Source organism: Paracoccus marcusii (assembly GCF_006151785.1).
GTDB classification, from domain to species: Bacteria; Pseudomonadota; Alphaproteobacteria; order Rhodobacterales; family Rhodobacteraceae; genus Paracoccus; species Paracoccus marcusii.
Genome location: NZ_VDDD01000018.1, coordinates 1 through 22,557 on the forward strand (window position 1 = coordinate 1; position 22,557 = coordinate 22,557).

At 67.9% G+C, this 22,557-nt stretch carries 17 protein-coding genes; 8 read left to right on the forward strand and 9 right to left on the reverse strand.

Translation table 11 applies throughout. The annotated features are described in order from the left end of the window. The 3 genes from ruvA to dnaE form a co-directional block, all read right to left on the reverse strand. Window positions 1-535 (reverse strand): Holliday junction branch migration protein RuvA (gene ruvA, locus FHD68_RS04690; RefSeq protein WP_139085321.1); only part of this gene is annotated, 535 nt, incomplete at its 3' end. Then, a complete protein-coding gene (gene ruvC, locus FHD68_RS04695; protein ID WP_127899108.1) occupies window positions 532-1,041 on the reverse strand; it encodes a crossover junction endodeoxyribonuclease RuvC in 510 nt (169 codons plus the stop codon). The genes ruvA and ruvC, both read right to left, overlap by 4 nt. Window positions 1,042-1,140: 99 nt before the next feature. Continuing rightward, window positions 1,141-4,611, reverse strand: a complete 3,471-nt coding sequence (gene dnaE, locus FHD68_RS04700) for a DNA polymerase III subunit alpha (RefSeq protein ID WP_046001370.1) — start codon at window positions 4,609-4,611, stop codon at window positions 1,141-1,143. A gap of 104 nt (window positions 4,612-4,715) precedes the next feature. On the opposite strand from dnaE, the gene FHD68_RS04705 reads away from it, so the two are divergent. The 5 genes from FHD68_RS04705 (at window position 4,716) to FHD68_RS04725 (ending at window position 10,548) form a co-directional block, all read left to right on the forward strand. Then, the gene (locus FHD68_RS04705; protein ID WP_205963222.1) at window positions 4,716-6,227 is read left to right on the forward strand and encodes an ABC transporter ATP-binding protein; all 1,512 of its coding nucleotides are present in this window, start codon (window positions 4,716-4,718) and stop codon (window positions 6,225-6,227) included. Next, a complete protein-coding gene (locus FHD68_RS04710; protein WP_046001368.1) occupies window positions 6,224-7,300 on the forward strand; it encodes an ABC transporter permease in 1,077 nt (358 codons plus the stop codon). Before FHD68_RS04705 ends, FHD68_RS04710 begins: the two co-directional genes overlap by 4 nt. Further along, window positions 7,297-8,184 carry an ABC transporter permease gene (locus FHD68_RS04715; protein ID WP_045981450.1) on the forward strand — a complete coding sequence of 296 codons (888 nt, stop codon included), beginning with the start codon at window positions 7,297-7,299 and terminating at the stop codon, window positions 8,182-8,184. The genes FHD68_RS04710 and FHD68_RS04715 overlap by 4 nt, the downstream gene beginning before the upstream one ends. Window positions 8,185-8,215: 31 nt before the next feature. Next, a complete protein-coding gene (locus FHD68_RS04720; RefSeq protein ID WP_127899110.1) occupies window positions 8,216-9,292 on the forward strand; it encodes a BMP family ABC transporter substrate-binding protein in 1,077 nt (358 codons plus the stop codon). Between the two features lie 149 nt (window positions 9,293-9,441). Next, window positions 9,442-10,548 (forward strand): vWA domain-containing protein, encoded by a 1,107-nt coding sequence (locus tag FHD68_RS04725; RefSeq protein WP_127899111.1) that lies wholly within the window; start codon window positions 9,442-9,444, stop codon window positions 10,546-10,548. Here the strand turns inward: FHD68_RS04725 and purU are convergent. The 3 genes from purU to FHD68_RS04740 all read right to left on the reverse strand — a co-directional run bounded on the left by purU (window position 10,545) and on the right by FHD68_RS04740 (window position 14,635). After that, window positions 10,545-11,429: a formyltetrahydrofolate deformylase gene (gene purU / locus FHD68_RS04730; protein ID WP_127899112.1), complete on the reverse strand. Its 885-nt coding sequence runs from the start codon at window positions 11,427-11,429 to the stop codon at window positions 10,545-10,547. The genes FHD68_RS04725 and purU overlap by 4 nt on opposite strands. A 116-nt stretch (window positions 11,430-11,545) precedes the next feature. After that, window positions 11,546-12,712: a M20 aminoacylase family protein gene (locus FHD68_RS04735; protein WP_045981468.1), complete on the reverse strand. Its 1,167-nt coding sequence runs from the start codon at window positions 12,710-12,712 to the stop codon at window positions 11,546-11,548. Window positions 12,713-12,802: 90 nt separating this feature from the next. After that, entirely contained in the window at window positions 12,803-14,635 is a 1,833-nt protein-coding gene (locus tag FHD68_RS04740; RefSeq protein WP_127899113.1) for an ABC transporter ATP-binding protein, read from the reverse strand. Window positions 14,636-14,883: 248 nt separating this feature from the next. On the opposite strand from FHD68_RS04740, the gene FHD68_RS04745 reads away from it, so the two are divergent. The 3 genes from FHD68_RS04745 (at window position 14,884) to FHD68_RS04755 (ending at window position 18,684) form a co-directional block, all read left to right on the forward strand. Then, a complete protein-coding gene (locus tag FHD68_RS04745; RefSeq protein WP_127899114.1) occupies window positions 14,884-16,587 on the forward strand; it encodes a peptide ABC transporter substrate-binding protein in 1,704 nt (567 codons plus the stop codon). A gap of 116 nt (window positions 16,588-16,703) precedes the next feature. Continuing rightward, a complete protein-coding gene (locus FHD68_RS04750; RefSeq protein ID WP_045981444.1) occupies window positions 16,704-17,711 on the forward strand; it encodes an ABC transporter permease in 1,008 nt (335 codons plus the stop codon). Next, window positions 17,704-18,684: an ABC transporter permease gene (locus tag FHD68_RS04755; RefSeq protein WP_045981443.1), complete on the forward strand. Its 981-nt coding sequence runs from the start codon at window positions 17,704-17,706 to the stop codon at window positions 18,682-18,684. Before FHD68_RS04750 ends, FHD68_RS04755 begins: the two co-directional genes overlap by 8 nt. A gap of 37 nt (window positions 18,685-18,721) precedes the next feature. Here FHD68_RS04755 and FHD68_RS04760 read toward each other — a convergent pair whose 3' ends face one another. Genes FHD68_RS04760 through FHD68_RS04770 form a run of 3 tightly spaced genes read right to left on the reverse strand, consistent with a single transcriptional unit; the run spans window position 18,722 to window position 22,555 of the window. After that, on the reverse strand, window positions 18,722-21,055 hold the full coding sequence (locus tag FHD68_RS04760; RefSeq protein ID WP_139085323.1) for an aldehyde dehydrogenase family protein: 2,334 nt from the start codon (window positions 21,053-21,055) through the stop codon (window positions 18,722-18,724). A 7-nt stretch (window positions 21,056-21,062) separates the two neighbouring features. Next, entirely contained in the window at window positions 21,063-22,001 is a 939-nt protein-coding gene (deoC, locus tag FHD68_RS04765) for a deoxyribose-phosphate aldolase (RefSeq protein ID WP_127899116.1), read from the reverse strand. After that, window positions 21,998-22,555, reverse strand: coding sequence for a DUF1523 family protein (locus tag FHD68_RS04770; RefSeq protein ID WP_127899117.1), 558 nt, complete (start codon window positions 22,553-22,555; stop codon window positions 21,998-22,000). Before FHD68_RS04770 ends, deoC begins: the two co-directional genes overlap by 4 nt. Window positions 22,556-22,557: the final 2 nt, after the last annotated feature.

Genomic DNA, 22,557 nt, shown 5'->3' on the forward strand with positions numbered 1-22,557 from the left:
CGGGGCCGGGGGCATCGGCGCGACCGCGCGCGGATGCCGCGGAGGGGCCGGGCTCGACGCCCGGCTCCTCCGCATGACCGCCCGCGGCAACGTCCCCCGCATCGATGGTCAGCGCGCCGCCCAGGGCCATGACCGACGGCGCCTTGTCCTTCAGTTCCAGCACGATCCGCTGCGCCAGCTTAGGACCGACCCCGTTCGCCTTGCGAACCGACGCCCAGTCCCCCAGCGCGATCGCCCGGCCCAGCCCCTCGGGGCCCAGCGTGCTCAGGATCGCCAGCGACACCTTGGCACCGACCCCCTGGACCGACGTCAGCAGCCGGTGCCACTCCTTGTCCAGCATGGTCGGAAATCCGAACAGCTGCAAAAGATCCTCGCGCACCACCAGCTCGGTATACAGCGCCGCCGCCTGCCCCACCGGCGGCAGCCCCGCCGCCGTCCGTTCGCTGACATGCACGATGTATCCCACGCCCCGCACGTCGATCAGCATGTGATCGCGCGCCCGGTGCAGGATGACCCCCGCGATCCGCCCGATCATGCCGCGCCCCGCTTGGGCGTGGCGACCCGCAGCGACCGTCCCTGCAGATGACGGGCGTGACAGATGGCGATGGCCAGTGCATCCGCCGCGTCCGCGCTGTCGAAGACCGCCCCGGGCAGCTGGATGCGCACCATGTGCTGGACCTGCTCCTTGCCCGCGTGACCCACGCCCACGACGGTCTTCTTGACCGCGTTGGGCGCGTATTCCCCGACCGATATCCCGGCCTCGGCTGGCGCCAGCAGGGCCACGCCCCGCGCCTGCCCCAGCTTCAACGTCCCGGTCGCGTCCTTGTTGACGAAGGTCTGCTCGACCGCGGCCTCGTCGGGGGCATGGGTCGCGATGACCGCGCACAGGCCCCGGAACAGAACCGACAGCCGCGCGCCCAGATCCTGCGCGCAGTCCGAATGGATGGTGCCGTTGGCGATGTGACGGATGCGCGATCCGTCCACCTCGATCATCCCCCAGCCCATGTTCCGCAAACCGGGATCGATACCCAAGACCTTCATGCTGCCCTCTTTTTTCCAATTGCTAGCACGAAGCGCGAACATCTGGCTAGGGGCATGCCGCGGCGGGCCATGGGTATTCGAGCGACGAAGACGCCCGGCTCACTCCTCGACCACGTCCAGCACGCCGGGCACCGCGCGCAGCGCCTGGCGCGCGGGGGTGGTCAGGGGGGCGTCGTTGGCGACCTCGATCTCGATGATCTCGTCGCCCTCTCGGATGCGCAGGCGGATCGGGCCGCGCGACCGGGGCGGCACGATGATGTCGGTGCGGATGCGGGTCAGCACCTCGACCAGGCGCGGGATCGTGTCGGCGCCCTGCATCTCGACCGCAAGGCAGCCTGCACCCGCGTCGGCCACGGCGTCCTCCAGCGCGGTGACCGAATTGGCCAGCATCTTGACCTGATCGCCCGACGGCTCGACCTTGACCTGCAGCACGACGCTGGCGCCCGGTTCCAGCTTGTCGCGGCTTGCGGTCAGCAGGTCCGAGAACACCGTGACCTCATACAGGCCCGTGGGGTCCGACAGGCTGACGAAGGCATAGGCAGTGCCCTTGGCGGACTTGCGCTCCATCCGCGCGGCGACCGTGCCCGCGATCTGGGCGACCAGCGGGCCGTTCAGCGCGTCCTGGCTGATCTCGGCCAGGGTCATCACCTTCTTGCGGCGCAGGGCCGGCAGATAGTCGTCCAGCGGATGCCCGGACAGATAGAATCCGACGGCCTTGTGCTCCTCTCCCAGCTTCTCGGTCGGCAGCCAGATGCCCGACAGGGGGGCACGCGGCGGCGGCAGATCCTCTCCGCCCCCGAACAGCGACGTCTGGCTGGAGGCGGCCTGGCTCTGGACCGCCGCCGACCAGGCGACCAACCCGTCCAGGGACTTCATCACCCGGGCGCGGTTGTCGTCCAGTCCGTCGAAGGCGCCGGCGCGGGCCAGCATCTCCAGCGGGCGCTTGCCCACCCGCTTCATGTCGGTGCGCCGTGCCAGGTCGTGGATGTCGCGGAACGGCTGGTCCGCGCGCGCATCGTGGATCAGGCGCATCGCCTCCAGGCCCACGCCCTTCAGCGCGCCCAGGGCATAGTGGATGCGCCCCGGCCCCACGGTGAAGGTCGGCGCCGAGCGGTTGACGCAGGGCGGCACGATCTCGATCCCCATCCGATCGCATTCGCGTTTGTAGACGGCCAGCTTGTCGGTCAGGTGGATGTCGCAGTTCATCACCGCGGCCATGAATTCGACCGGGTGGTTCGCCTTCAGCCACGCGGTCTGATAGCTGACCACGGCATAGGCGGCCGCGTGCGACTTGTTGAAGCCGTAGTTGGCGAACTTTTCCAGCAGGTCGAAGACCTCTCCGGCCTTCTTGTCGGGCACGCCGTTGGCGACCGCGCCCTTGACGAACTTGGGCCGCTCCTTGGCCATCTCCGCGGCGATCTTCTTGCCCATCGCCCGGCGCAGCAGGTCGGCGCCGCCCAGCGAATAGCCCGCCATGACCTGGGCGATCTGCATCACCTGCTCCTGATAGACGATGATGCCCTGGGTCTCGGCCAGGATGTCGTCGATGGTCGGGTGGATCGATTCTAGGTCGCGCAGGCCGTTCTTGACCTCGCAATAGGTCGGGATGTTCTCCATCGGGCCGGGACGGTACAGCGCCACCAGCGCCACGATGTCCTCGATGCAGGTGGGTTTCATGCGGCGCAGGGCGTCCATCATGCCGCTGGATTCCACCTGGAACACCGCGACCGTGCGCGCGCTGGCGAACAAATCATAGCTGGCCTTGTCGTCCAGCGGGATCAGGTTGATCTGGTTTTCCGTCCCCGGCGCGGGGTCGTACAACTGCCGCCCGTCGGCGGCGATGTGCAGCGGACGGCCCTGCCCGTTGATCAGGTCGACCGCATTCTGGATCACCGTCAGCGTCTTAAGGCCCAGGAAGTCGAACTTGACCAGGCCGGCCTGCTCGACCCATTTCATGTTGAACTGGGTCGCGGGCATGTCGGACGCCGGATCGCGATAGAGCGGCACCAGCTGGTCCAGCGGCCGATCGCCGATCACCACCCCCGCCGCGTGGGTCGAGGCGTTGCGATAAAGCCCCTCCAGCTGTTCGGCGTAATCCAGCAGGCGGGCCACCACCTCCTCGCGCGCGGCCTCGCGCAGGCGCGGCTCGTCGGCGCGGGCCTTGGCGATGCTGACGGGTTTCACGCCCTCGACCGGGATCATCTTGGACAGGCGGTCCACCTGGCCGAAGGGCAGCTGCAGCACGCGGCCCACGTCGCGCACCGCAGCCTTGGACAGAAGCGCGCCGAAGGTGATGATCTGGCCCACCTTGTCGGCCCCGTACTTGCCCTGCACGTAACGGATCACCTCCTCGCGGCGGTCCATGCAGAAGTCGATGTCGAAATCCGGCATGCTGACCCGTTCGGGGTTCAGGAACCGCTCGAACAGCAGGTTGTAGCGCAGCGGATCAAGGTCGGTGATGGTCAGCGCATAGGCGACCAGCGACCCGGCGCCCGACCCGCGGCCTGGTCCGACCGGGATGCCCTGTTCCTTGGCCCAGTGGATGAAATCGGCCACGATCAGGAAGTAGCCGGGAAAACCCATCTGCTCGATGATGCCCAGTTCGAAATCCAGGCGCGCGGTGTATTCCTCGACCGTGACCGCGTGGGGAATGACCTTCAGCCGCTCGGCCAGGCCGGCATGGGCCTGGCGACGCAGTTCGGTCACCTCGTCATCGGCGAACCTGGGCAGGATCGGCGCGTGCTTGGACACCGCAAAGGCGCAGCGGCGGGCGATCTCGACGGTGTTCTCGATCGCCTCGGGCAGGTCGGCGAACAGGACCGCCATCTCTTCGGCGGACTTGAAGTAATGCTGGGGCGTCAGGCGGCGACGGGGCTGGGACTGGTCGACATAGGCTTTCTCGGCGATGCAGATCAGCGCGTCATGCGCCTCGTACATGGTGGTCTTGGGGAAATAGACATCGTTCGTCGCCACCAGCGGCAGACCCTTAGCATAGGCCAGATCGACCAGACCGCCCTCGGACGCGGCCTCGGCGGCCATCAGCTGGCCGTTCTCGCCGGGATGGCGCTGCAGTTCGACATAGAGCCGGTCGCCGAAGGACGCCGCCAGCCGGTCGGCCAGCGCCTCGGCCTTGGGCATCTGGCCCTGCGCGATCAGCAGGCCCAAGGGACCCGTCGCGCCCCCGGTCAGGCAGATCAGCCCTTCGGCCTTGGCGCACAGCTCGTCGACCGTCACATGCGGCAGCGCCCCGCCCTCGCGCAGATAGAGGCAGGTGGACAGCGCCATCAGGTTCATCCACCCCGCCTGGTTCTGTGCCAGAAGGACGACCGGCCCGGTGGCCTCGGCCATCAGTGTCACCTGACAGCCGATAATGGGCTGGATGCCCTTGTCGCGGGCCTTCACGCTGAATTCCAGCGCGGCGAACATGTTGTTCGTGTCGGTCAGCGCGACCGCCGGCATGCCCGCCTCGAAGGCAAGGCTTGGCAATTTGCCTACGGGAATGGCACCTTCCAGCAGCGAATGCTCGGAATGTGTGCGAAGATGGATGAATCGGGGGGATTTTGCGGCCATGATCGGGACAGTATCGCAGCGTGACCAAACAGTGCAATTGCGCGGCTGCCGAATTGCGGTCTAAGCAGGTCAGGAATTTGACCAAGGGGACAGAATTGACCGACATGCCCGTGTTCCGCGCCAGGGGTCTGGGCAAGTCCTATCCCGGCGTCCGCGCCAATGACGACGTGTCGTTCCACGTCATGCCCGGAGAGATCCACGCCCTGCTGGGCGAGAACGGCGCGGGCAAGTCGACGCTGGTCAAGATGATCTATGGGCTGGTGCGTCCCGATGACGGGCAGATGTGGCTGGGCGACGGCGCTCATGCGCCCTCCGATCCGCGGGCGGCGCGAGCAGCGGGCGTCGCGATGGTGTTCCAGCATTTCAGCCTGTTCGACGCGCTGACGGTCGCCGAAAACATCGCCCTGGGGATGGAGAATCCGCCGCCGCGGCGCGAACTGTCGGCGCGCATCACCAAGGTCAGCCATGATTTCGGCCTGCCGCTGAACCCCGCGCGGCGCATCGTCACCCTGTCGGCCGGCGAACGCCAGCGGGTCGAGATCATCCGCTGCCTGCTGCAGAACCCGCGCCTGTTGATCATGGACGAGCCGACCAGCGTGCTGACCCCGCAGGAGGCCGAGCTGCTGTTCGCGACCCTGCGCAAGCTGGCGGCGCAAGGCACCGCGATCCTGTACATCAGCCACAAGCTGGACGAGATCCGCAGCCATTGCGACCGCGCCACGATCCTGCGGCACGGCAAGGTCGTCGACAGCTGCGATCCCCGCGCCCATTCCGCCCGCGACCTGGCCGCGATGATGGTCGGCGGCCAGATGCGCCAGATCGACCGCAGTGGTCGCCAGCCCGGCGCCGTCCTGCTGGAGGTGCGCGCCCTGTCCCAGCCCGCCCCCAATGCCGAGGGCACCGCGCTGAAGGACATCGCCCTGACCCTGCGGGCCGGAGAGATCCTGGGCATCGGCGGCGTCGCCGGCAACGGCCAGGAGGAGCTGTTGGCCGCCCTGTCGGGCGAGGTGCGCAGCGCGCCGGGCACGGTCACGCTGGATGGCGCGGACCTGTCCCCCGCCGGCCCCGAACCGCGCCGCGTCAAGGGCCTGCTCAGCGCGCCCGAGGACCGGCTGGGCCATGCCGCCGTCCCCGATTTCAGCCTGACCGAGAACACGCTGCTGACCGCGGGCAGCCGCAAGTCCCTGGTCCGCGGCGGGCTGATCGACCACAAGGCCGCGCGCGACTATGCGCTGGCGGTGATCGACGGGTTCGACGTCCGCACCCCCGGGCCCCATGTCGCGGCCCGCGCCCTGTCCGGCGGCAACCTGCAGAAATTCGTCATCGGCCGAGAGGTCATGCAGAACCCGCGCGTGCTGGTCGTGAACCAGCCCACCTGGGGCGTGGATGCGGGAGCGGCAGCCAGTGTGCGGCAATCGCTGCTGGACCTGGCCCGCCAGGGTGCGGGCGTCATCGTCATCTCTCAGGATCTGGATGAGCTTTTGGAACTGTCCGACCGTTTCTGCGCCCTGAACGAAGGCCGCCTGTCGCCCCCCGTCCCCACCGACGGCCTGACGCTGGACCGCATCGGCCTGATGCTGGGCGGCGCGCACGGCATGGAAGAGGCGCATCTATGATCACGCTGATCCCGCGCCAAAGCGCCTCGACCGGCTGGCAGGTCGCGACGCCGGTCATGGCCGTGCTGGCCACGATGATCGCCGGCGGGCTGCTGTTCGCGATGCTGGGGCATGACCCGGTCGCGGCGATCCGCACGATCTTCTGGGACCCGCTGTTCGGCCCTGCCGCCGGCTATTCCCGGCCGCAGCTGCTGATCAAGGCCGCGCCGCTGATCCTGATCGCCTCCGGGCTGGCCATCGGCTTTCGCGCCGGCATCTGGAACATCGGGGCCGAGGGGCAGTACATCATCGGCGGCATCACCGGCGCCGCGGTCGCCTTGGCGCTTTACCCGCTGGAGGCGTGGTGGCTGTTTCCGCTGATGGTCGCGGCCGGACTGGCCGGGGGCTGGGCCTGGGGCATGATCCCCGCGATGCTCAGGAACTGGTTCGGCGCATCGGAAATCCTGGTGTCGCTGATGCTGGTCTATGTCGCGCAGCGGATCGCTGCATGGATGGCGTTCGGCCCGATGCGCAACCCGCAGGGCATGGGCTTTCCCGGATCGCGCAACCTGCAGCAATACCCCTCGGCCGCGAACCCCGAGCTGATCGCCGGAACTGGCGCGCATTGGGGCGTCGTGGCCGCCGCCGCCGCGGTCCTGGCCACGTGGTTCCTGATGAGCCGCCACATCCGCGGGTTCCACATCCGCGCCGCCGGCACTGCGCCCCGCGCCGCGCGATTCGCGGGCGTGCGGCCGCAGACGCTGGTCGCGTTCTGCCTGGGCCTGTCGGGCGCGCTGGCCGGTGCCGCGGGCCTGTTCGAGGTCGCGGGCCCCGCGGGCCAGATCACCGACAAGCTGGGCGTCGGATACGGCTTCACCGCGATCATCGTGGCGTTCCTGGGACGGCTGCACCCGGTGGGCATCCTGCTGGCGGGACTGCTGCTGGCGCTGACCTATATCGGGGGCGAACTGGCTCAGCTGACCATGTCGCTGCCCGCCGCGACCGTGCAGGTGTTCCAGGGGATGCTGCTGTTCTTCCTGTTGGGCTTCGACGTCCTGACCCGCTATCAGATCCGCAGAAGGCGCACCGCATGATCGACCCCCTGTCCGTCTTCCTGCTGCTGATCTCGGCCTCGACCCCGATCCTGTTCGCCGCCCTGGGCGAACTGGTCGTGGAACGCGCGGGCGTCCTGAACCTGGGGGTCGAGGGGATGATGATCACCGGCGCACTGGCCGGTTTCGCCGCCGCCTATGCCAGCGGCAATCCGTTTCTGGGGTTTCTGGTCGCGGCCGTGGCGGGGGCGGCCATATCGCTGCTGTTCGCGGCGCTGACGCAGCTGTTCCTGGCCAACCAGGTCGCATCGGGCCTGGCGCTGACCCTGTTCGGCCTGGGCCTGGCCGCGATGTTCGGCAAGCCGTTCGAAGGGGTCAAGGCGCCGCCCATGCCGATCGGGCCGCTGCGCATCAACTGGATCGTGTGGCTGGGGCTGGCGATGGTGCCGGTCGTCTGGTGGTTCCTGAACCGCACCCGGCGCGGCCTGGTCCTGCGCGGCGTCGGAGAGAACCACGAGGCCGCCCACGCCCTGGGCTATGACGTGCGCCTGACCCGTCTGGCGGCCATCGCCTTTGGCGGCGCGATGGCGGGGATCGGCGGGGCGTTCATATCGATCGCGACGGTCCTGCAATGGACCGAGGGGATGACCGCCGGGGCGGGCTGGATCGCGCTGGCGATCGTGGTCTTCTCGAACTGGACGGCGGCGGGGGTCCTGGCGGGGGCCTGGCTTTTCGGCGGCGTTACCGTGCTGCAGCTGCGCCTGCAGGCGGCGGGCGTGCAGGTGCCGGTGCAGCTGCTGTCGATGGCGCCCTATCTGGCGACCATCATCGTGCTGGTGGCCATCTCGGCCCGGCAGAAATACTCGCGGCGCGCGGGGGCGGCTGCCCCCGGCTCGCTTGGGACCAACTTCCACGCGCTGCGGTAGAACCGCGGCCATACCAACCAAGAGGGATACCATGAACCGCAGACATCTTCTGGCCACGGCCGCCGCCCTGATGACCGCGATGGCCGCCCCGGCCATGGCCCAGGACGAGCCGCTGAAGGTCGGCTTCATCTATGTGGGCCCCGTGGGTGACGGCGGCTGGACCTATCAGCACGACCTGGCCCGCCAGGCCGTCGAGGGCGAGTTCGGCGACCGCGTCGAGACCACCTTCATCGAGAGCGTGCCGGAAGGCGCTGACGCCGAACGCGCCCTGACCCAGCTGGCCCTGGCCGGGAACGAGCTGATCTTCGCGACCAGCTTCGGCTTCATGGACCCGGTGATGAACGTTGCGGCCAAGTTTCCCGACATCAAGTTCGAACATGCCACCGGCTACAAGACCGCCGAGAACGTCGCGACCTATGACGCGCGCTTCTACGAGGGTCGGGCGGTCATCGGCACCATCGCGGGCCGCATGACGGAATCGAACAAGATCGGCTATATCGGGTCCTTCCCGATCCCCGAGGTGATCCAGGGCATCAACTCCAGCTTCATCCATGCCCGCAAGGTGAACCCGGATGTGGAGATGCGCGTCGTCTGGGCCTACAGCTGGTTCGACCCCGCCAAGGAGGCCGAGGCCGCGTCGGCGCTGTTGGCCGAGGGCGTGGACGTGATCCTGCAGCACACCGATTCGACCGCGCCCCTGGCCCAGGCCCAGCAGGCCGGCGCCATCGGCTTCGGTCAGGCCAGCGACATGGCGGCGTTCAAGCCCAGCCCGCGGGTGGCCTCGATCATTGATGAATGGTCGCCCTATTACATCAAGCGCGTCGGCGCGGTGCTGGACGGCACCTGGGAAAGCGGGTCCAGCTGGGCGGGCATCGGTGACGGAGAGGTCGTGATCGGAGAGATCACCGACGCCGTCCCCGCCGAGGTCAAGGCAGAGGCCGAGGCCCTGCGCGACGCCATCGGCGCGGGCGAATACCACCCCTTCACCGGGCCGCTGAACAAGGCCGACGGCACCGTCTGGCTGGCCGAGGGAGAGACCGCCAGCGATGCTGACCTGCAGTCGATGAACTTCTACGTCGAAGGCATCACCGCCCAGATCCCGCAGTAAGCGGCCCTGACCCACACCCTGCGCGCCCCGGTCCGAAACGGCCGGGGCGTTCGTCGTTCCGGCGACATCCCGCGCAGGCCTGGCCGCGGTGATGACATCCGGCCGCGACCCCGGCGATACTGTGCGCAACCGATACCGGAGGCCGCCTGATGCGCCTGTTTGCCCTGATCGCCCTGCTGCTGTCCACCGCCCCTGCCCTGGCCCAGGACGCCGACGCGCTGCTGGCGCGCTTCCTGCAGGACCGGGGCGAGGATATCGACGCCTGCTTCACCGACATGCCACAGATGCGCGACGACCAGCGCGATGCCGATTTCCGTGGTGCGACGGACGCCCCGGTGCCCCTGCGGCGACTTGTGGTGGCCTTCGACGCATCCGGGTCGATGGCGGGTGCGCTTGGCAGCGACACCAAGATGGCGGCGGCACGGCAGGCGGTCGATGCCCTGTTGGACGACCTGCCTGATGACGTGACCGCCAGCCTGGTGGCCTTTGGCCATCGGGGCACGAACGATGATGCCGGTCGCGCCGAAAGCTGTGCGGGAGTCGAGACCCTGGTGCCCGCCACCGACGATACCACGGCGCTGAAGGCCGCGGCGCAGGCGCTGGAACCGGCGGGCTGGACGCCCTTGGCGGATGCGCTGGCCGCCGCCGGGACGCAGCTGGCGCCGTCAGACACGGCGGGCGAACAGGTCGTCTATGTCGTGTCGGACGGAGAGGAGACCTGCGGCGGCGATCCGGTGGAACAGGCCCGCGCCCTGCATGACGGCGACATCCGCGCCGTCGTCAACATCCTGGGGCTGGACCTGCCCGCCGACGAACGCGCCCAGCTGGAGGCCGTGGCCCAGGCCGGGGGCGGCCTGTTCACCCCCATCACCACGCAAAACGAGCTGGCGCGCGAGATCGAGGAAAGGCGTCGCTGGAACGCCAACAGCTTTGAGATGCTGAGAACCAACAACCAGGCGTCGATGACCCAGCTGCGCAATTCCAACGCCGCCGGAGGTGCGCTGCTGCGGCTGGACAACTGCATCGGCGGTCGTTCGCTGCGCGAGAGCAACCGGGTGCGTGCCTGGTCACGCGACCAGGATCTGACCCCCGACCAGCAGGCCGCGCTGCGCGCCGCGCTGACGGCCGCGCATGACGCCCATGACGCCCGCGCGGCAGAAATCCGCAGCACGCTGGAGGCCGCGCGCGACAGTGCAAACCAGGCCGTCCAGGATCAGCGCGACGCCGATGCGGCCGAGTTCGAGGCGGTGCGTTAACCCATCCGCTCGCTGGCATAGCTGCCGGGCGACGGCGGGAAGACCACCGTCTTGGCAGCGTTCAGGAAGACCCGGCCGTGGATATGGGCATGGACCGCGCGGGCCAGCACCTGCGCCTCGACGTCGCGGCCAAGGGAGACATAGTCGCCGGGGGACTGGGCATGGGTCACGCGGACCGTGTCCTGTTCGATGATCGGGCCTTCGTCCAGGTCGGCGGTGACGTAATGGCTGGTCGCGCCGATCAGCTTGACGCCCCGCTCATAGGCCTGCTTGTAGGGGTTCGCCCCCTTGAAGCTGGGCAGGAAGGAATGGTGGATGTTGATGATCCGACCCGACATCTGCTGGCACATCCGGTCCGACAGCACCTGCATATAGCGCGCCAGCACGATCAGTTCGGCTCCGGTCTGGTCGATGATCTCCATCTGACGGGCCTCGGCCTCGGCCTTGTTCTCGGGCGTGACGCGGATCATGTGGAAGGGGATGTCGTGGTTCACGACGACCTTCTGGTATTCGTGGTGGTTCGACACGACGCCAACGATCTCGATCGGCAGGGCACCGATGCGCCAGCGGTACAGAAGGTCGTTCAGGCAGTGCCCGAACCGGCTGACCATGATCAGCACCTTTTTCTTGACGGCATCGTCGGTGACCTCGACCTCCATGCCGAACCGCGTGGCGATGGGCGCGAACATCGCGCGCAGGCTCTCCAGCGTCGCGGCCCCTTCGGAGCGGAAGCTGACCCGCATGAAGAACCGACCCGTCTCGACGTCGTCGAACTGGGCGCTGTCGGTGATGTTGCAGTCCGCATCCGCCAGCGCGCCGGAAATCGCCGCGACGATGCCGCGGGTCGAGGCGCAGGTCACGCGCAGGGTGAAGGTCTTCATATGGGGTCCCCGTTTTGCCGATGGCGCGAACGCCACCGGCATTTCAACGCATTGCCCGCGAAGGGCAATCACGTTTGCGACGGCGGGGGGCCGCCCGCGACATCAGGCGGCCCGGATCAGGCCGCCGGCAGCCGCGCCTCGACCATGCCTGCATACCAGCTGGAGCCCGCCGGGATCGCATCGTCGTTGAAGTTGTAGGCCGGGTGATGGACCATCGCCGTGTCGCCGTTGCCGACCCAGATATAGGCGCCCGGACGTTCGTTCAGCATATAGCTGAAATCCTCGCCGCCCATCATCGGCTGCATGTCCATGTTCACCCCGCCCGAGATGTCGCGGGCCACGTCGGCGGCCCATTCCGTCGCCTGCGGGTCGTTCATGGTGACCGGATAGCCACGCTGGTAATCGACATCGGCGCGTGCGCCCATCGCGGCGGCGATGTTGGTGGCGACGCGCTTGATCCCCTCCTCCAGCTGGTCGCGGACCTCGGGTGCCAGGCTGCGGGCGGTGCCCTTCAGCTGGACGACCTGCGGGATCACGTTATGCGCCGTCGAATCCGTCGACACCACGCAGACCGAGATCACCGCGTTCTTCAGCGGGTCGATGTTGCGCGCCACGACCGACTGCAGCGCCACGACGATCTGCGCGGCGGTCAGGGTGGTGTCGATGCATTCATGCGGCTTTGCGGCATGGCCGCCCTTGCCGGTCACGGTGATGTCGAACTGATCGGCCGCCGCCATCATCGCGCCGGGCCGGATCGAGAACTGGCCCACCGGCATGCCGGGCATGTTGTGCATGCCGTAGAACTCGTCGATCTTCCAGCGGTCGACCAGACCGTCCAGGACCATCGCCTCGCCCCCGGCACCGCCTTCTTCCGCGGGCTGGAAGATCACGATGGCGGTGCCGTCGAAATTGCGCGTCTCGGCCAGATACTTGGCCGCACCCAGCAGCATGGCGGTGTGGCCGTCATGGCCGCATGCATGCATCTTGCCCGGCGTCTTTGACGCATATTCCACGCCCGTCTGCTCGATGATCGGCAGCGCGTCCATGTCGGCGCGCAGGCCCACGACGCGGCCCTTGCTGTCGGTCCGGCCCTTGATGACGCCGACGACGCCGGTGCGGCCCACGCCCTCGGTGACCTCGTCACAGCCGAATTCGCGCAGCAGGTCGGCCACGCGGCCCGCGGTGCGGTGGACGTCGTACAGCAGTTCGGGATGTTCGTGGAAATCGCGGCGCCAGGCGGTGATTTCGGGCAGCAGTTCGGCAAAGCGGTTCTTGACGGGCATGGTTGTCTCCTTCGGACGCAGGGTGGCGATTTCCTGCACGATCTGCAAGAGGGGCCAGGGGCACCCCGCCACGCCCTGCCCGAAAAACGATCAGCCGTGGGTGACCGGATCGACCAGCACGCGGTGCCCCGGCGCGACCTCTCGGTAGACGGACGGCTTGGCCACATAATCGACCGGGTGCATGGGCGACGGGATGGGCTTGAAGCTCAGATCCTCGGTAATCTTCTTCTGGCGCGGGTCGGCCACGGGCACTGCCGACATCAGCTGGCGGGTATAGCTGTGCTGGGGGTTCTCGAAGACCTGCGCGCGGGTGCCCATCTCGACGATGCGGCCCAGATACATCACGCCCACATGGTGGCTGACGCGTTCGACGACGGCCATGTCATGGCTGATGAACAGCATCGATATGCCCAGGTCCTGCTGCAGCTCCATCAGCAGGTTCAGCACCTGCGCCTGGACCGACACGTCCAGCGCCGACACGGCCTCGTCCGCGATGATCAGCTTGGGGTTCAGCGCCAGGGCGCGGGCAATGGCGATGCGCTGGCGCTGGCCGCCCGACATCTCGTGCGGATAGCGGCGCATGAAGCTGCGCGGCAGTTCCACCCGGTCGAACAGGGCCGCGATGCGGTCCTGGCGTTCGGACTTGCTGCCGATGCCATAGTTCTCCATCGGCTCTGCGACCTGGTCGTAGAGCTTCATGTGCGGGTCCAAGCTGGCGAACGGGTCCTGAAAGATCATCTGCATGTCGCGGCGCGACTTGCGCAGCGCGTTCGCCGACAGGCCGATGATGTCGGTGCCACCCAGGTCGACCGTGCCCGATTCGGGCTCGACCAGGCGCAGGATCGACCGCCCGCAGGTGGACTTGCCGCAGCCGGATTCCCCCACCAGCGACAGCGTCTCGCCGGCGTTGATGGTAAAGCTGACATCCTCGACCGCGTGCACCCGCGCGACGGTGCGGCGCAGCAGGCCGCCCTTGACCTTGAACCGCGTGGTCAGGTTCTTGACCGTCAGCAGCGGCGTGGGGTTGGCGACGACGATGGGTTCGGGGGCGCCGGTCGATCCGTCGCTCATCAGGCGCAGGCGTTCGGGGGCGGCCTTGCCGGTCATCTCGCCTAGGCGCGGGACGGCGGCCAGCAGCATCTTGGTGTAATCCCGCTGAGGATTCTCGAAGATCTGCTCGACCGGGCCTTCCTCGACCTTCTCGCCGCGATACATGACCACCACGCGGTCGGCCATCTGGGCGACCACGGCCATATCATGGGTGATGAAAAGGACGGCAATCTGCTTTTCCCGCTTCAGCCGGTCGATCAGCGCCAGGATCTCCGCCTGGATCGTCACGTCCAGCGCGGTCGTGGGTTCGTCGCAGATCAGCAGGCGCGGCTCGCAGGCCATGGCGATGGCGATCACGACGCGCTGGCGCATGCCGCCCGACAGTTCGTGCGGATACTGGTCCAGCCGGCGTTCGGGTTCGGGAATGCGGACCTGGCGCAGGATCTCCAGCGCGCGGGCGCGGGCCTCGGCCTTCTTCAGGCCGCGATGGGTGATCAACCCCTCGACCAGCTGGTCGCCGACGGTGAAGACCGGGTTCAGCGCGGTCATCGGCTCCTGGAAGATCATGCCGATCTGGTTGCCGCGGATGTCGCGCATCGCGGCGCTGTTCTGGCGGGCCAGGTCGACGACCTTGCCGTCATCCTGTTCGAACATCAGCTGGCCGCCCGCGATGGTGCCCCCGCCGAATTCCACCAGCCGCATCAGCGACAACGAGCTGACCGATTTTCCCGACCCGGATTCGCCCACCACGCAGACGCATTCGCCCGGCTTGATGTTGAAGCTGACATCCTTGACGCCGACCACGACCCCATCGTTGGTTTCGAATTCGACCCGCAGTTTCTCAATGGAAACAAGAGGTTTGTCGTCAAGCATCTGGGGCCCCCGGGAAAGATCAAGCCAGCAGGCTAGCCATTGCCCGGGGAAAGTCAAAGCCCAAACGCATGTGCGATGGGTCTTGCCTTTCGCAGAGGCTTCGTTTGATGATGCGCGCATTCCGCAGGGACGATGACAACACGAACAACCACCCGGACAATCGGGGACGCGACAAGACGATCAGCCCCCGAATGGCTGAAGGTGGCGTGGAACCCCCCGCGGGCCGCAACACCCAACAGGAGAGTGTAATGAAACTGAGAACCGGTCTGATGGGCGCCGCCGCCACGCTGGCGATGGCCCCTGCCGCTTTCGCGGAACGCGGCAGCGACGGCCAGCTGAACATCATCATGTGGCAGGCCCCGACCCTGATGCACCCCTATCTGTCGGGCGGCACCAAAGAGGTCATCGCCGGCAGCCTGGTCCTGGAACCGCTGGCGGGCTATGACACCGAAGGTCAGATCTATCCCCGCCTGGTGACGGAAATCCCGTCGCTGGAGAACGGCGGCATCGCCGAGGACCTGACCTCGGTCACCTGGACGTTGCGCGACGACGTGAAATGGTCGGACGGCACGCCGCTGACCGCCGATGACGTCGTCTTCACCGCCGAATACTGCATGGACCCCGAGGGTGGCTGCGCGCAGCTGGCCAAGTTCGAGGGCATCACCGCGGTCGAGGCGGTCGATCCGCAGACCGTCAAGGTCACCTTCGATTCACCGCGCGCCGACCCGTTCTCGGCCTTTGTCGGATCGCAGTCGCCGATCCTGCAGAAGGCCCAGTTCGAGGCCTGCAAGGGCGTGAACGCGCCGACCTGCACCGACCAGAATTTTGGCCCGATCGGCACCGGCCCGTTCCGCGTCACCCAGTTCCTGACCAACGACACGATCAGCCTGGAAGCGAACCCGGAATACCGCGACGCGGCCAAGCCCGCCTTCGCGACCGTGCTGGTCAAGGGTGGCGGCGACGCGGCCGGCGCCGCGCGGTCGGTCATGGAGACCGGCGAGTTCGACTATGCCTGGAACACCCAGCTGGCCCCCGACGTCATCGCCGGCATGGAGGCCGCGGGCCGCGGCAAGGTCTCGGCCGCCTTCGGCACGCTGGTGGAACGCATCCACGTCAACCTGACCGACCCGTCATCGTCGCTGCCCGAGGGCGAGCGTTCGACCGCCGCGCATCCGCATCCGTTCCTGTCGGACCCGGCGGTGCGCAAGGCGCTGTCCATGGCCATCGACCGCGCCCTGCTGGTCGAGATCGGCTATGGCACGTCGGGCCAGCCGACCTGCAACTATGTCCCCGCCCCCGAGGCCTGGGCGTCCGACAACACCGAATGCCTGACCCAGGACATCGCCGGTGCGAACGCCCTGCTGGACGAGGCAGGCTGGACGATGGGCGGCAACGGCGTGCGTGAGAAGGACGGCGTGCAGCTGAACATGGTCTTCCAGACCTCGGTCAATGCGGTCCGCCAGGACTTCCAGGCGCTGATCAAGCAGTGGTGGTCGGAAATCGGCGTCCAGACCGAACTGAAGACGGTCGACGCGTCGGTGTTCTTCGGCTCGGATGCGGGCTCGCCCGACACGCTGCAGAAGTTCTATGCCGACGTCGAGATGTATGCCGACAACTTCGACGGCAACAACCCGGCGCCCTACCTGTCCAAGTGGACCTGCGACAAGGCGCCCTCGCCCGCCAACCAGTGGCAGGGCGAGAACATCAGCCGCTTCTGCGACCCGGAATACGACCGCATGGTCGACGAGATCGAAGGCATCGTCGACGCCGACGAACGCGCCGCCATGGGCCGGACGATGAACGACATGCTGACCAAGGACAGCAACGCGATCATCCCGCTGGTCTATCGCGGCACGGCCTCGGCGCATTCGAACACGCTTGGCGGCGTGCAGCTGAACGCCTGGGACAGCGAGATCTGGAACGTCGCGGACTGGACCCGCGTCGAACAGTAATGCATCCTGCCGCCCTGGCCCTGCGCCGGGGCGGCGCCCCTCTCTCAGGGGCCCGCGGGCGCGCGGGACCGTGACGGGGGGACACAGATGCCCAGAAACCACCGGATCGAGGCACCATGCTGAGTTTCACCATCCGCCGGCTGCTGCTGGCCATTCCGACATTGCTGTTCATCTCGCTGGTGATCTTCCTGTTGCTGGAAGCCTCGCCCGGCGACCCCTTGGGCGACGTGCCCCTGACCGTGCCCCCGGAGGTCCGCGAACGCATGCGTGCGGCCCTGGGCCTGGGCGAGCCCTGGCCGGTCCGCTACCTGCTGTGGCTGAAGCAGTTCTTCTGGGTCGAGCCGCTGTACTGGACCGACCAGTGGTTCGGCACGAACTTCAGCGACGGCGCCCAGCGCATCATCAGCTTCCAGTCGCGCAGCCCCGTCTTCGACGTGATCGCCCAGCGCGTGCCGCAGACCCTGACCGTGGTCGGAATGTCCTATCTGGTGGGCATCCTCATCGCGATCCCCATCGGGATCATCTCGGCCTACAAGCAGTACAGCTGGTTCGACCAGATCGGCACCTTCGTGTCGATGATCGGGTTCTCGATGCCCACCTTCTTCACCGGCGTCGTGCTGATCATCATCTTCGCGGTGAACCTGCAGTGGTTCCCGTCGGTCTATGACACCACGCTGCAGGTCGACGACTGGGCCAGCTTCAAGCAGCAGGCCCGCCAGATGGTGATGCCCGTGACGGTGCTGGCGCTTTACAACGCGGCGCAGATCAGCCGCTTCATGCGCTCGTCCATGCTGGACAACCTGGGCCAGGACTATGTCCGCACCGCCCGAGCCAAGGGCCTGTCCGAACGCGTCGTCGTGTTGAAGCACGTCTTGCGCAACAGCCTGATCCCGGTCGTGACCGTGATCGCGCTTGGCCTGCCGGCGGTGTTCGGCGGCGCCATCATCACCGAACAGGTGTTCAAGGTGAACGGGCTGGGACAGCTGCTGATCACCTCGATCCACGGCAACGACATCCCGATGGTCCTGACGCTGACCTTCATCTTTGCCATCCTGATCGTCGTCTTCACCCTGATCGCAGACATCCTCTATGGGGTGCTGGACCCGAGGATCCGCTATGACTGACCCCAAATCCCCCGACGACCTGCGCGCCGCCGCAGGCAACGCCGCCGTCCCCGCCGCCGCCAGCCCCCCGGTCGTGCCCCCCCAGGGCGCGGTCGAGACCCGCAGCCAGTGGTCCGACGTCTGGCGCCAGTTCCGCAGCCACCGCGGCGCGATGGTGGCGCTGGTGCTGTTCGTGGCGATCATCCTGTTCGTGTCCGTCGGACCGCTGATCTGGACGATCGACCCGACCTATGTGGACATCCGCGCCCGCAACTCGGGCTTCTCCGCGGCCCATCCCCTGGGCACCGACCAGCTGGGCCGCGACCTGCTGGCGCGCCTGATGGCGGGCGGCCAGGTGTCCATCGCCGTCGGCCTGACCGCGATGATCATCGCGATCTTCCTGGGCAGCCTGATCGGCGTGATGTCGGGCTACTTCCGCCGGCTGGATGCGCCGCTGATGCGCCTGACAGAGCTGTTCCTGGCGCTGCCGCTGCTGCCTTTGCTGCTGCTGATGGTGACGCTGTTCCGCGAGCCGCTGTCGCAGACCTTCGGCCCGGCGCTTGGCATCTTCTTCCTGATCGTGACCGCCATCGGCGCGACCAGCTGGATGCAGGCCGCCCGCATCGTGCGCGGCGAGGTGCTGGGCCTGAAGGAACGCGAGTTCATCCTGGCCGCGCGGTCCATCGGCACGCCGTCGCACCGGATGATCACGCGCCACATCCTGCCCAACGTGCTGTCGCCGATCATGGTGGCCGCGACCCTGGGCATTGCCACCGCGATCATCACCGAAAGCGCGCTGTCCTTCCTGGGCTTGGGCTTTCCGCCCGACTTCCCGACCTGGGGACGGCTGCTGTTCGACGCCGTGGACCAGATGGTGCTGTATCCGTGGCGGGTGATCTTTCCCGGCTTGCTGATCTCGCTGACGGTGCTGTGCGTGAACTATATCGGCGACGGGCTGCGCGACGCCATGGACCCCCGCATCCGGGGGCGCTGACGGTAAAGGGGGGCCAAGCGGCCCCCCCTTCTTCGTTTCAATAGGCCGCGCTGCCGCTGCCCGCAGGCAGGGCGCCATAGGGCAGCCAGATCGTCTTGGACCGCGTCGCGTGATGCAGGAAGGTCTCGCCCTGCGCGTGACCACCGGTCCAGTCGCGGGCGGGCACGGCCCAGACCGGCTTCAGGTTCCCCGCCGCCGCCCGGTCCACCGCCGCCAGCCCTGCCGCGGGTCCCGCGTGCCAGAAGCCCGCGACCTCCTCATGGGCAGCCAAGGGCACGGCCAGATCGGCGGTGACCCCGGTCACGATATTGACCACGCCCGCAGGCAGGTCCGACGTGTCGAACACCTGATAGAGGTCCGTCACCGCCAGCGGATCGTCCTGCGCGGGGATCGCCACGACCGCGTTGCCCATGGCGATGGCGGGCAGCACCAGCGACAGGAACCCCGCCAGCGGCTGCGCATTCGGACAGGCGATGCCGATGACGCCCATCGGTTCGGGGATCACGTTGACCAGATGGCCGGGCTTGGCCTGCACGGTGGCGCCGTCGAACTTGTCGGCCCAGGCCGCATAATGGAAGGCGCGCGCGATGGCGGCATCGACCTCGGCCCGGCTGGTGCGGGCGGCGAATTCCGCGGCCCGCGCCGACAGGTTCTCGGCGATGTAATAGAGGACCTGCGCGCGGGCATGACCGCCCGCCGCGGCCCATTTGCCGGCCTTGGTCGCCGCCTCGACGGCGTTCCGGATATCCTTGCGGCTGCCCAGGGGGGCCAGCCCGCCCGGCACCGCATACATCGCGCCGCCATCCGGCCGCTTCTGCACGCCGCCGTAATAGAGCTTGGCCGTGCGGTCGATGCCCTGCTGCGGCGCGGCCCCGTCCGTTACCGCGACGACCGGTTTCAACGCAATCTCACGCGCCGGTTTCACCGCAGGTTCGGCCAGATAGTCGCGCATCCCCGCGGCCCCGCCCTCGCGGCCATAGCCGCTTTCGCGATAGCCGCCGAAGGGGGCCGCGGCGTCGAACATGTTAGCGCCGTTGATCCAGATCACCCCGGCCTTGATCCGCGCGGCGATGTCGGTGGCGACCGTCGCGCTTTCCGACCAGACCGATCCGGCCAGGCCATAGCGGGTGTTGTTGGCCAGCTCGACCGCCTCATCCGCGGTGCGGAAGGTCGACAGCGTGGCGATGGGGCCGAAGATCTCCTGCTCCATGCCGGGATTGGCGGGGGCGATGTTCTTCAGGTATCCGGGTGCGATGAAGCAGCCCTCCTGCGCCTGCCCGCCGACCAGTTCCGCCCCGGCATCGGTCGCGGCACGGCAGATCGACAGGATGCGGTCCTTCTGCACCGGATCGACGATGGCGCCGATATCGGTGGACTTGTCCAAGGGCGCGCCCACGCGCAGCCGCGCCATGCGGGCCGACAGCAGCGTTTCGAACCGCTCCGCGACGGATTCCGCCACCAAGATGCGCGAGCCCGCGCAGCAGACCTGGCCCTGGTTGAACCAGATGCTGTCCACCACGCCCTCCACGGCGGCGTCCAGGTCGGCATCCTCCATCACCACGAAGGGTGACTTGCCGCCCAGTTCCAGCGTCAGCTTGCGCCCGGTCCCGGCCAGGGCGGTGGCGATGCCGCGCCCGACCTCGGTCGAGCCGGTGAAGGCGATCTTGTCCACGTCCGCCGCGACCAGGGCCGCGCCCGTCGCGCCGTCGCCGGTCACGATGTTCACGACGCCCGCGGGCAGGCCGACCTCCTGGCAGATCTCGGCAAAGGCCAGGGCGGTCAGGGGGGTGTATTCGGCGGGCTTCAGCACGACCGTGTTGCCCGCGGCCAGCGCGGGCGCCACCTTCCAAGCCAGCATCAGCAGCGGAAAGTTCCACGGAATGATCTGGCCGCAGACGCCCAGGGGCGCATGGCCCGGGAACCGCGTGTCGCGCAGTTCGGCCCAACCCGCGTGGTGATAGAGATGCCGCGCGACCAGCGGGATGTCGATGTCGCGCGCCTCGCGGATCGGCTTGCCGTTGTCCAGCGTCTCCAGGACCGACAGGAAGCGCTCGCGCTTCTGCACATGGCGGGCCAGCGCATAGAGATGCCGCGCCCGTTCGGTGCCGGTCAGCGCGGCCCAGCCCTTCTGCGCGCGGCGCGCGGCCTTGACCGCCGTCGCGACGTCGTCCGCCGTTCCCTGCGTCACGCGGGCCAGAACCTCGCCGGTGGCGGGGTCGCGGGTCTCGAAGGTGTCGCCCGGCTTGGTGAAGCTGCCGTTGATGAAATGGCCGAACGTCCCGCGCCGGGCCAGCCAGTCGCGGGCCGCGGACGCGTCCTCGGTCGAGGGGCCGTATTCCATCGTCTGCATGATCTCGCTCACTTTGGTCATCGGATCCTCAGGCAATCGCTTGGCGGTGGGCGGCGGCGTAGCGGCCCGTCACATGGTGGCTGATCTGGCGCTCGATATCGCCCAGCAGGCTGGAGGCGCCGATGCGGAACAGGTCCGGGGCCAGCCAGTCGCGGCCCAGCTCCTCGGCCATCAGCACCTGCCAGCTGATCGCGTCCTTGGCGGTGCGCAGGCCGCCCGCGGGCTTGAACCCGACTTTGATGCCGGTGCGGGCATGAAAGTCGCGGATGGTGCGAACCATGACCAAGCTGACCGGCAGGGTCGCGTTCACGCCCTCCTTGCCGGTCGAGGTCTTGATCCAGTCCGACCCGGCGTGCATCGCCACATGGCTGGCCTTGGCGACATTCTCCAGCGACTTCAGATCGCCGGTGGCCAGGATCGCCTTCATCCGCGCGGCCCCGCAGGCCTCGCGCATGGCGCGCAATTCGTCATACAGCGCCGCCCAGTTGCCCTGCAGCACATGGGCGCGGGTAATGACGATGTCGATCTCATCGGCGCCCTGATCCACGGCATAGCGGATCTCGGCCAGGCGCAGGTCCAGGGGCATCAGGCCTGCGGGAAAGCCAGTCGCCACGCTGGCGACGGGGATGCCGCTGTTGCCCAGGGCGCGCTTGGCGGGCGCGACCATCGTCGGATAGACGCAGACCGCGCCGGTGGTCAGCCCGGTCACGCCCACGGCCTCCAGCAGATCGGCGGCGATCGGCTGGCGCGCCTTGGCGCACAGACGGGCGACCCGGTCGGGCGTGTCATCGCCCGCCAGCGTGGTCAGGTCGATGCAGCGCACCGCGTTCAAAAGCCACGCGGTCTGGTGATCCTTCTTCAGGCTGCGGCGCGCGGGTAACGTCGCGGCGCGGCGTTCGACCGCCGGGGTGTTGATGCGGATGCCCTCGAACCAGTCGGGGTGGAGGTCGGTTCCGGGGTTGGTCATGCCGGTCTCCTTGCGCTGCGCTGACGGAACTGCGCCCACATGCGCCAGACCAGCGTCAGCAAGGCCAGCAGCACGCCACATACGATCAGCGCGGCCCAGTTGGTCGGGCGGTCGTCGGGGCCCGCCACGGTGTTGATGGAAATCGCATTGGGATAGGTCGACATCCACGGCAGACGCCAGCCATAGGCGGTCACGCTGACCCAGATCGGATCACGCGCCGAGGACTGCAGGTTCGTGGCCTCGGCCTGCAGGTTCGCGCTGTCATACTTGAAATAGGGCGGCCAGACCCAGCCCGTATCCTCGTTGCGATAGACGAAGACGCGCCCGCCGGGCCGCACCGCGTCGATGAAGCGCACGTCGCGCTGGCCCTGGGCGTTCTCGACCGTGCCGGTGCTGTCGGATGCCCAGAAGATCGCGGCCGAGGGCGGGATCTCCGTCAGGCGGTTGTAGGTGTTGCTGATCCGCAGCGTGTTCTGGGACGGCAGGGTGTAATCCAGCAGGCCAAAGACCAGGATGCCGAACAGGACGCCTGCGACGACGCGCACATAAGACATGG

Bases quoted from the DNA above. Each gene is read 5' to 3' on its own strand.
- ruvC (WP_127899108.1), bottom strand. From the start codon at position 1,041: ATGAAGGTCTTGGGTATCGATCCCGGTTTGCGGAACATGGGCTGGGGG.
- dnaE (WP_046001370.1), bottom strand. From the start codon at position 4,611: ATGGCCGCAAAATCCCCCCGATTCATCCATCTTCGCACACATTCCGAG.
- FHD68_RS04705 (WP_205963222.1), top strand. From the start codon at position 4,716: ATGCCCGTGTTCCGCGCCAGGGGTCTGGGCAAGTCCTATCCCGGCGTC.
- FHD68_RS04710 (WP_046001368.1), top strand. From the start codon at position 6,224: ATGATCACGCTGATCCCGCGCCAAAGCGCCTCGACCGGCTGGCAGGTC.
- FHD68_RS04715 (WP_045981450.1), top strand. From the start codon at position 7,297: ATGATCGACCCCCTGTCCGTCTTCCTGCTGCTGATCTCGGCCTCGACC.
- FHD68_RS04720 (WP_127899110.1), top strand. From the start codon at position 8,216: ATGAACCGCAGACATCTTCTGGCCACGGCCGCCGCCCTGATGACCGCG.
- FHD68_RS04725 (WP_127899111.1), top strand. From the start codon at position 9,442: ATGCGCCTGTTTGCCCTGATCGCCCTGCTGCTGTCCACCGCCCCTGCC.
- purU (WP_127899112.1), bottom strand. From the start codon at position 11,429: ATGAAGACCTTCACCCTGCGCGTGACCTGCGCCTCGACCCGCGGCATC.
- FHD68_RS04735 (WP_045981468.1), bottom strand. From the start codon at position 12,712: ATGCCCGTCAAGAACCGCTTTGCCGAACTGCTGCCCGAAATCACCGCC.
- FHD68_RS04740 (WP_127899113.1), bottom strand. From the start codon at position 14,635: ATGCTTGACGACAAACCTCTTGTTTCCATTGAGAAACTGCGGGTCGAA.
- FHD68_RS04745 (WP_127899114.1), top strand. From the start codon at position 14,884: ATGAAACTGAGAACCGGTCTGATGGGCGCCGCCGCCACGCTGGCGATG.
- FHD68_RS04750 (WP_045981444.1), top strand. From the start codon at position 16,704: ATGCTGAGTTTCACCATCCGCCGGCTGCTGCTGGCCATTCCGACATTG.
- FHD68_RS04755 (WP_045981443.1), top strand. From the start codon at position 17,704: ATGACTGACCCCAAATCCCCCGACGACCTGCGCGCCGCCGCAGGCAAC.
- FHD68_RS04760 (WP_139085323.1), bottom strand. From the start codon at position 21,055: ATGACCAAAGTGAGCGAGATCATGCAGACGATGGAATACGGCCCCTCG.
- deoC (WP_127899116.1), bottom strand. From the start codon at position 22,001: ATGACCAACCCCGGAACCGACCTCCACCCCGACTGGTTCGAGGGCATC.
- FHD68_RS04770 (WP_127899117.1), bottom strand. From the start codon at position 22,555: ATGTCTTATGTGCGCGTCGTCGCAGGCGTCCTGTTCGGCATCCTGGTC.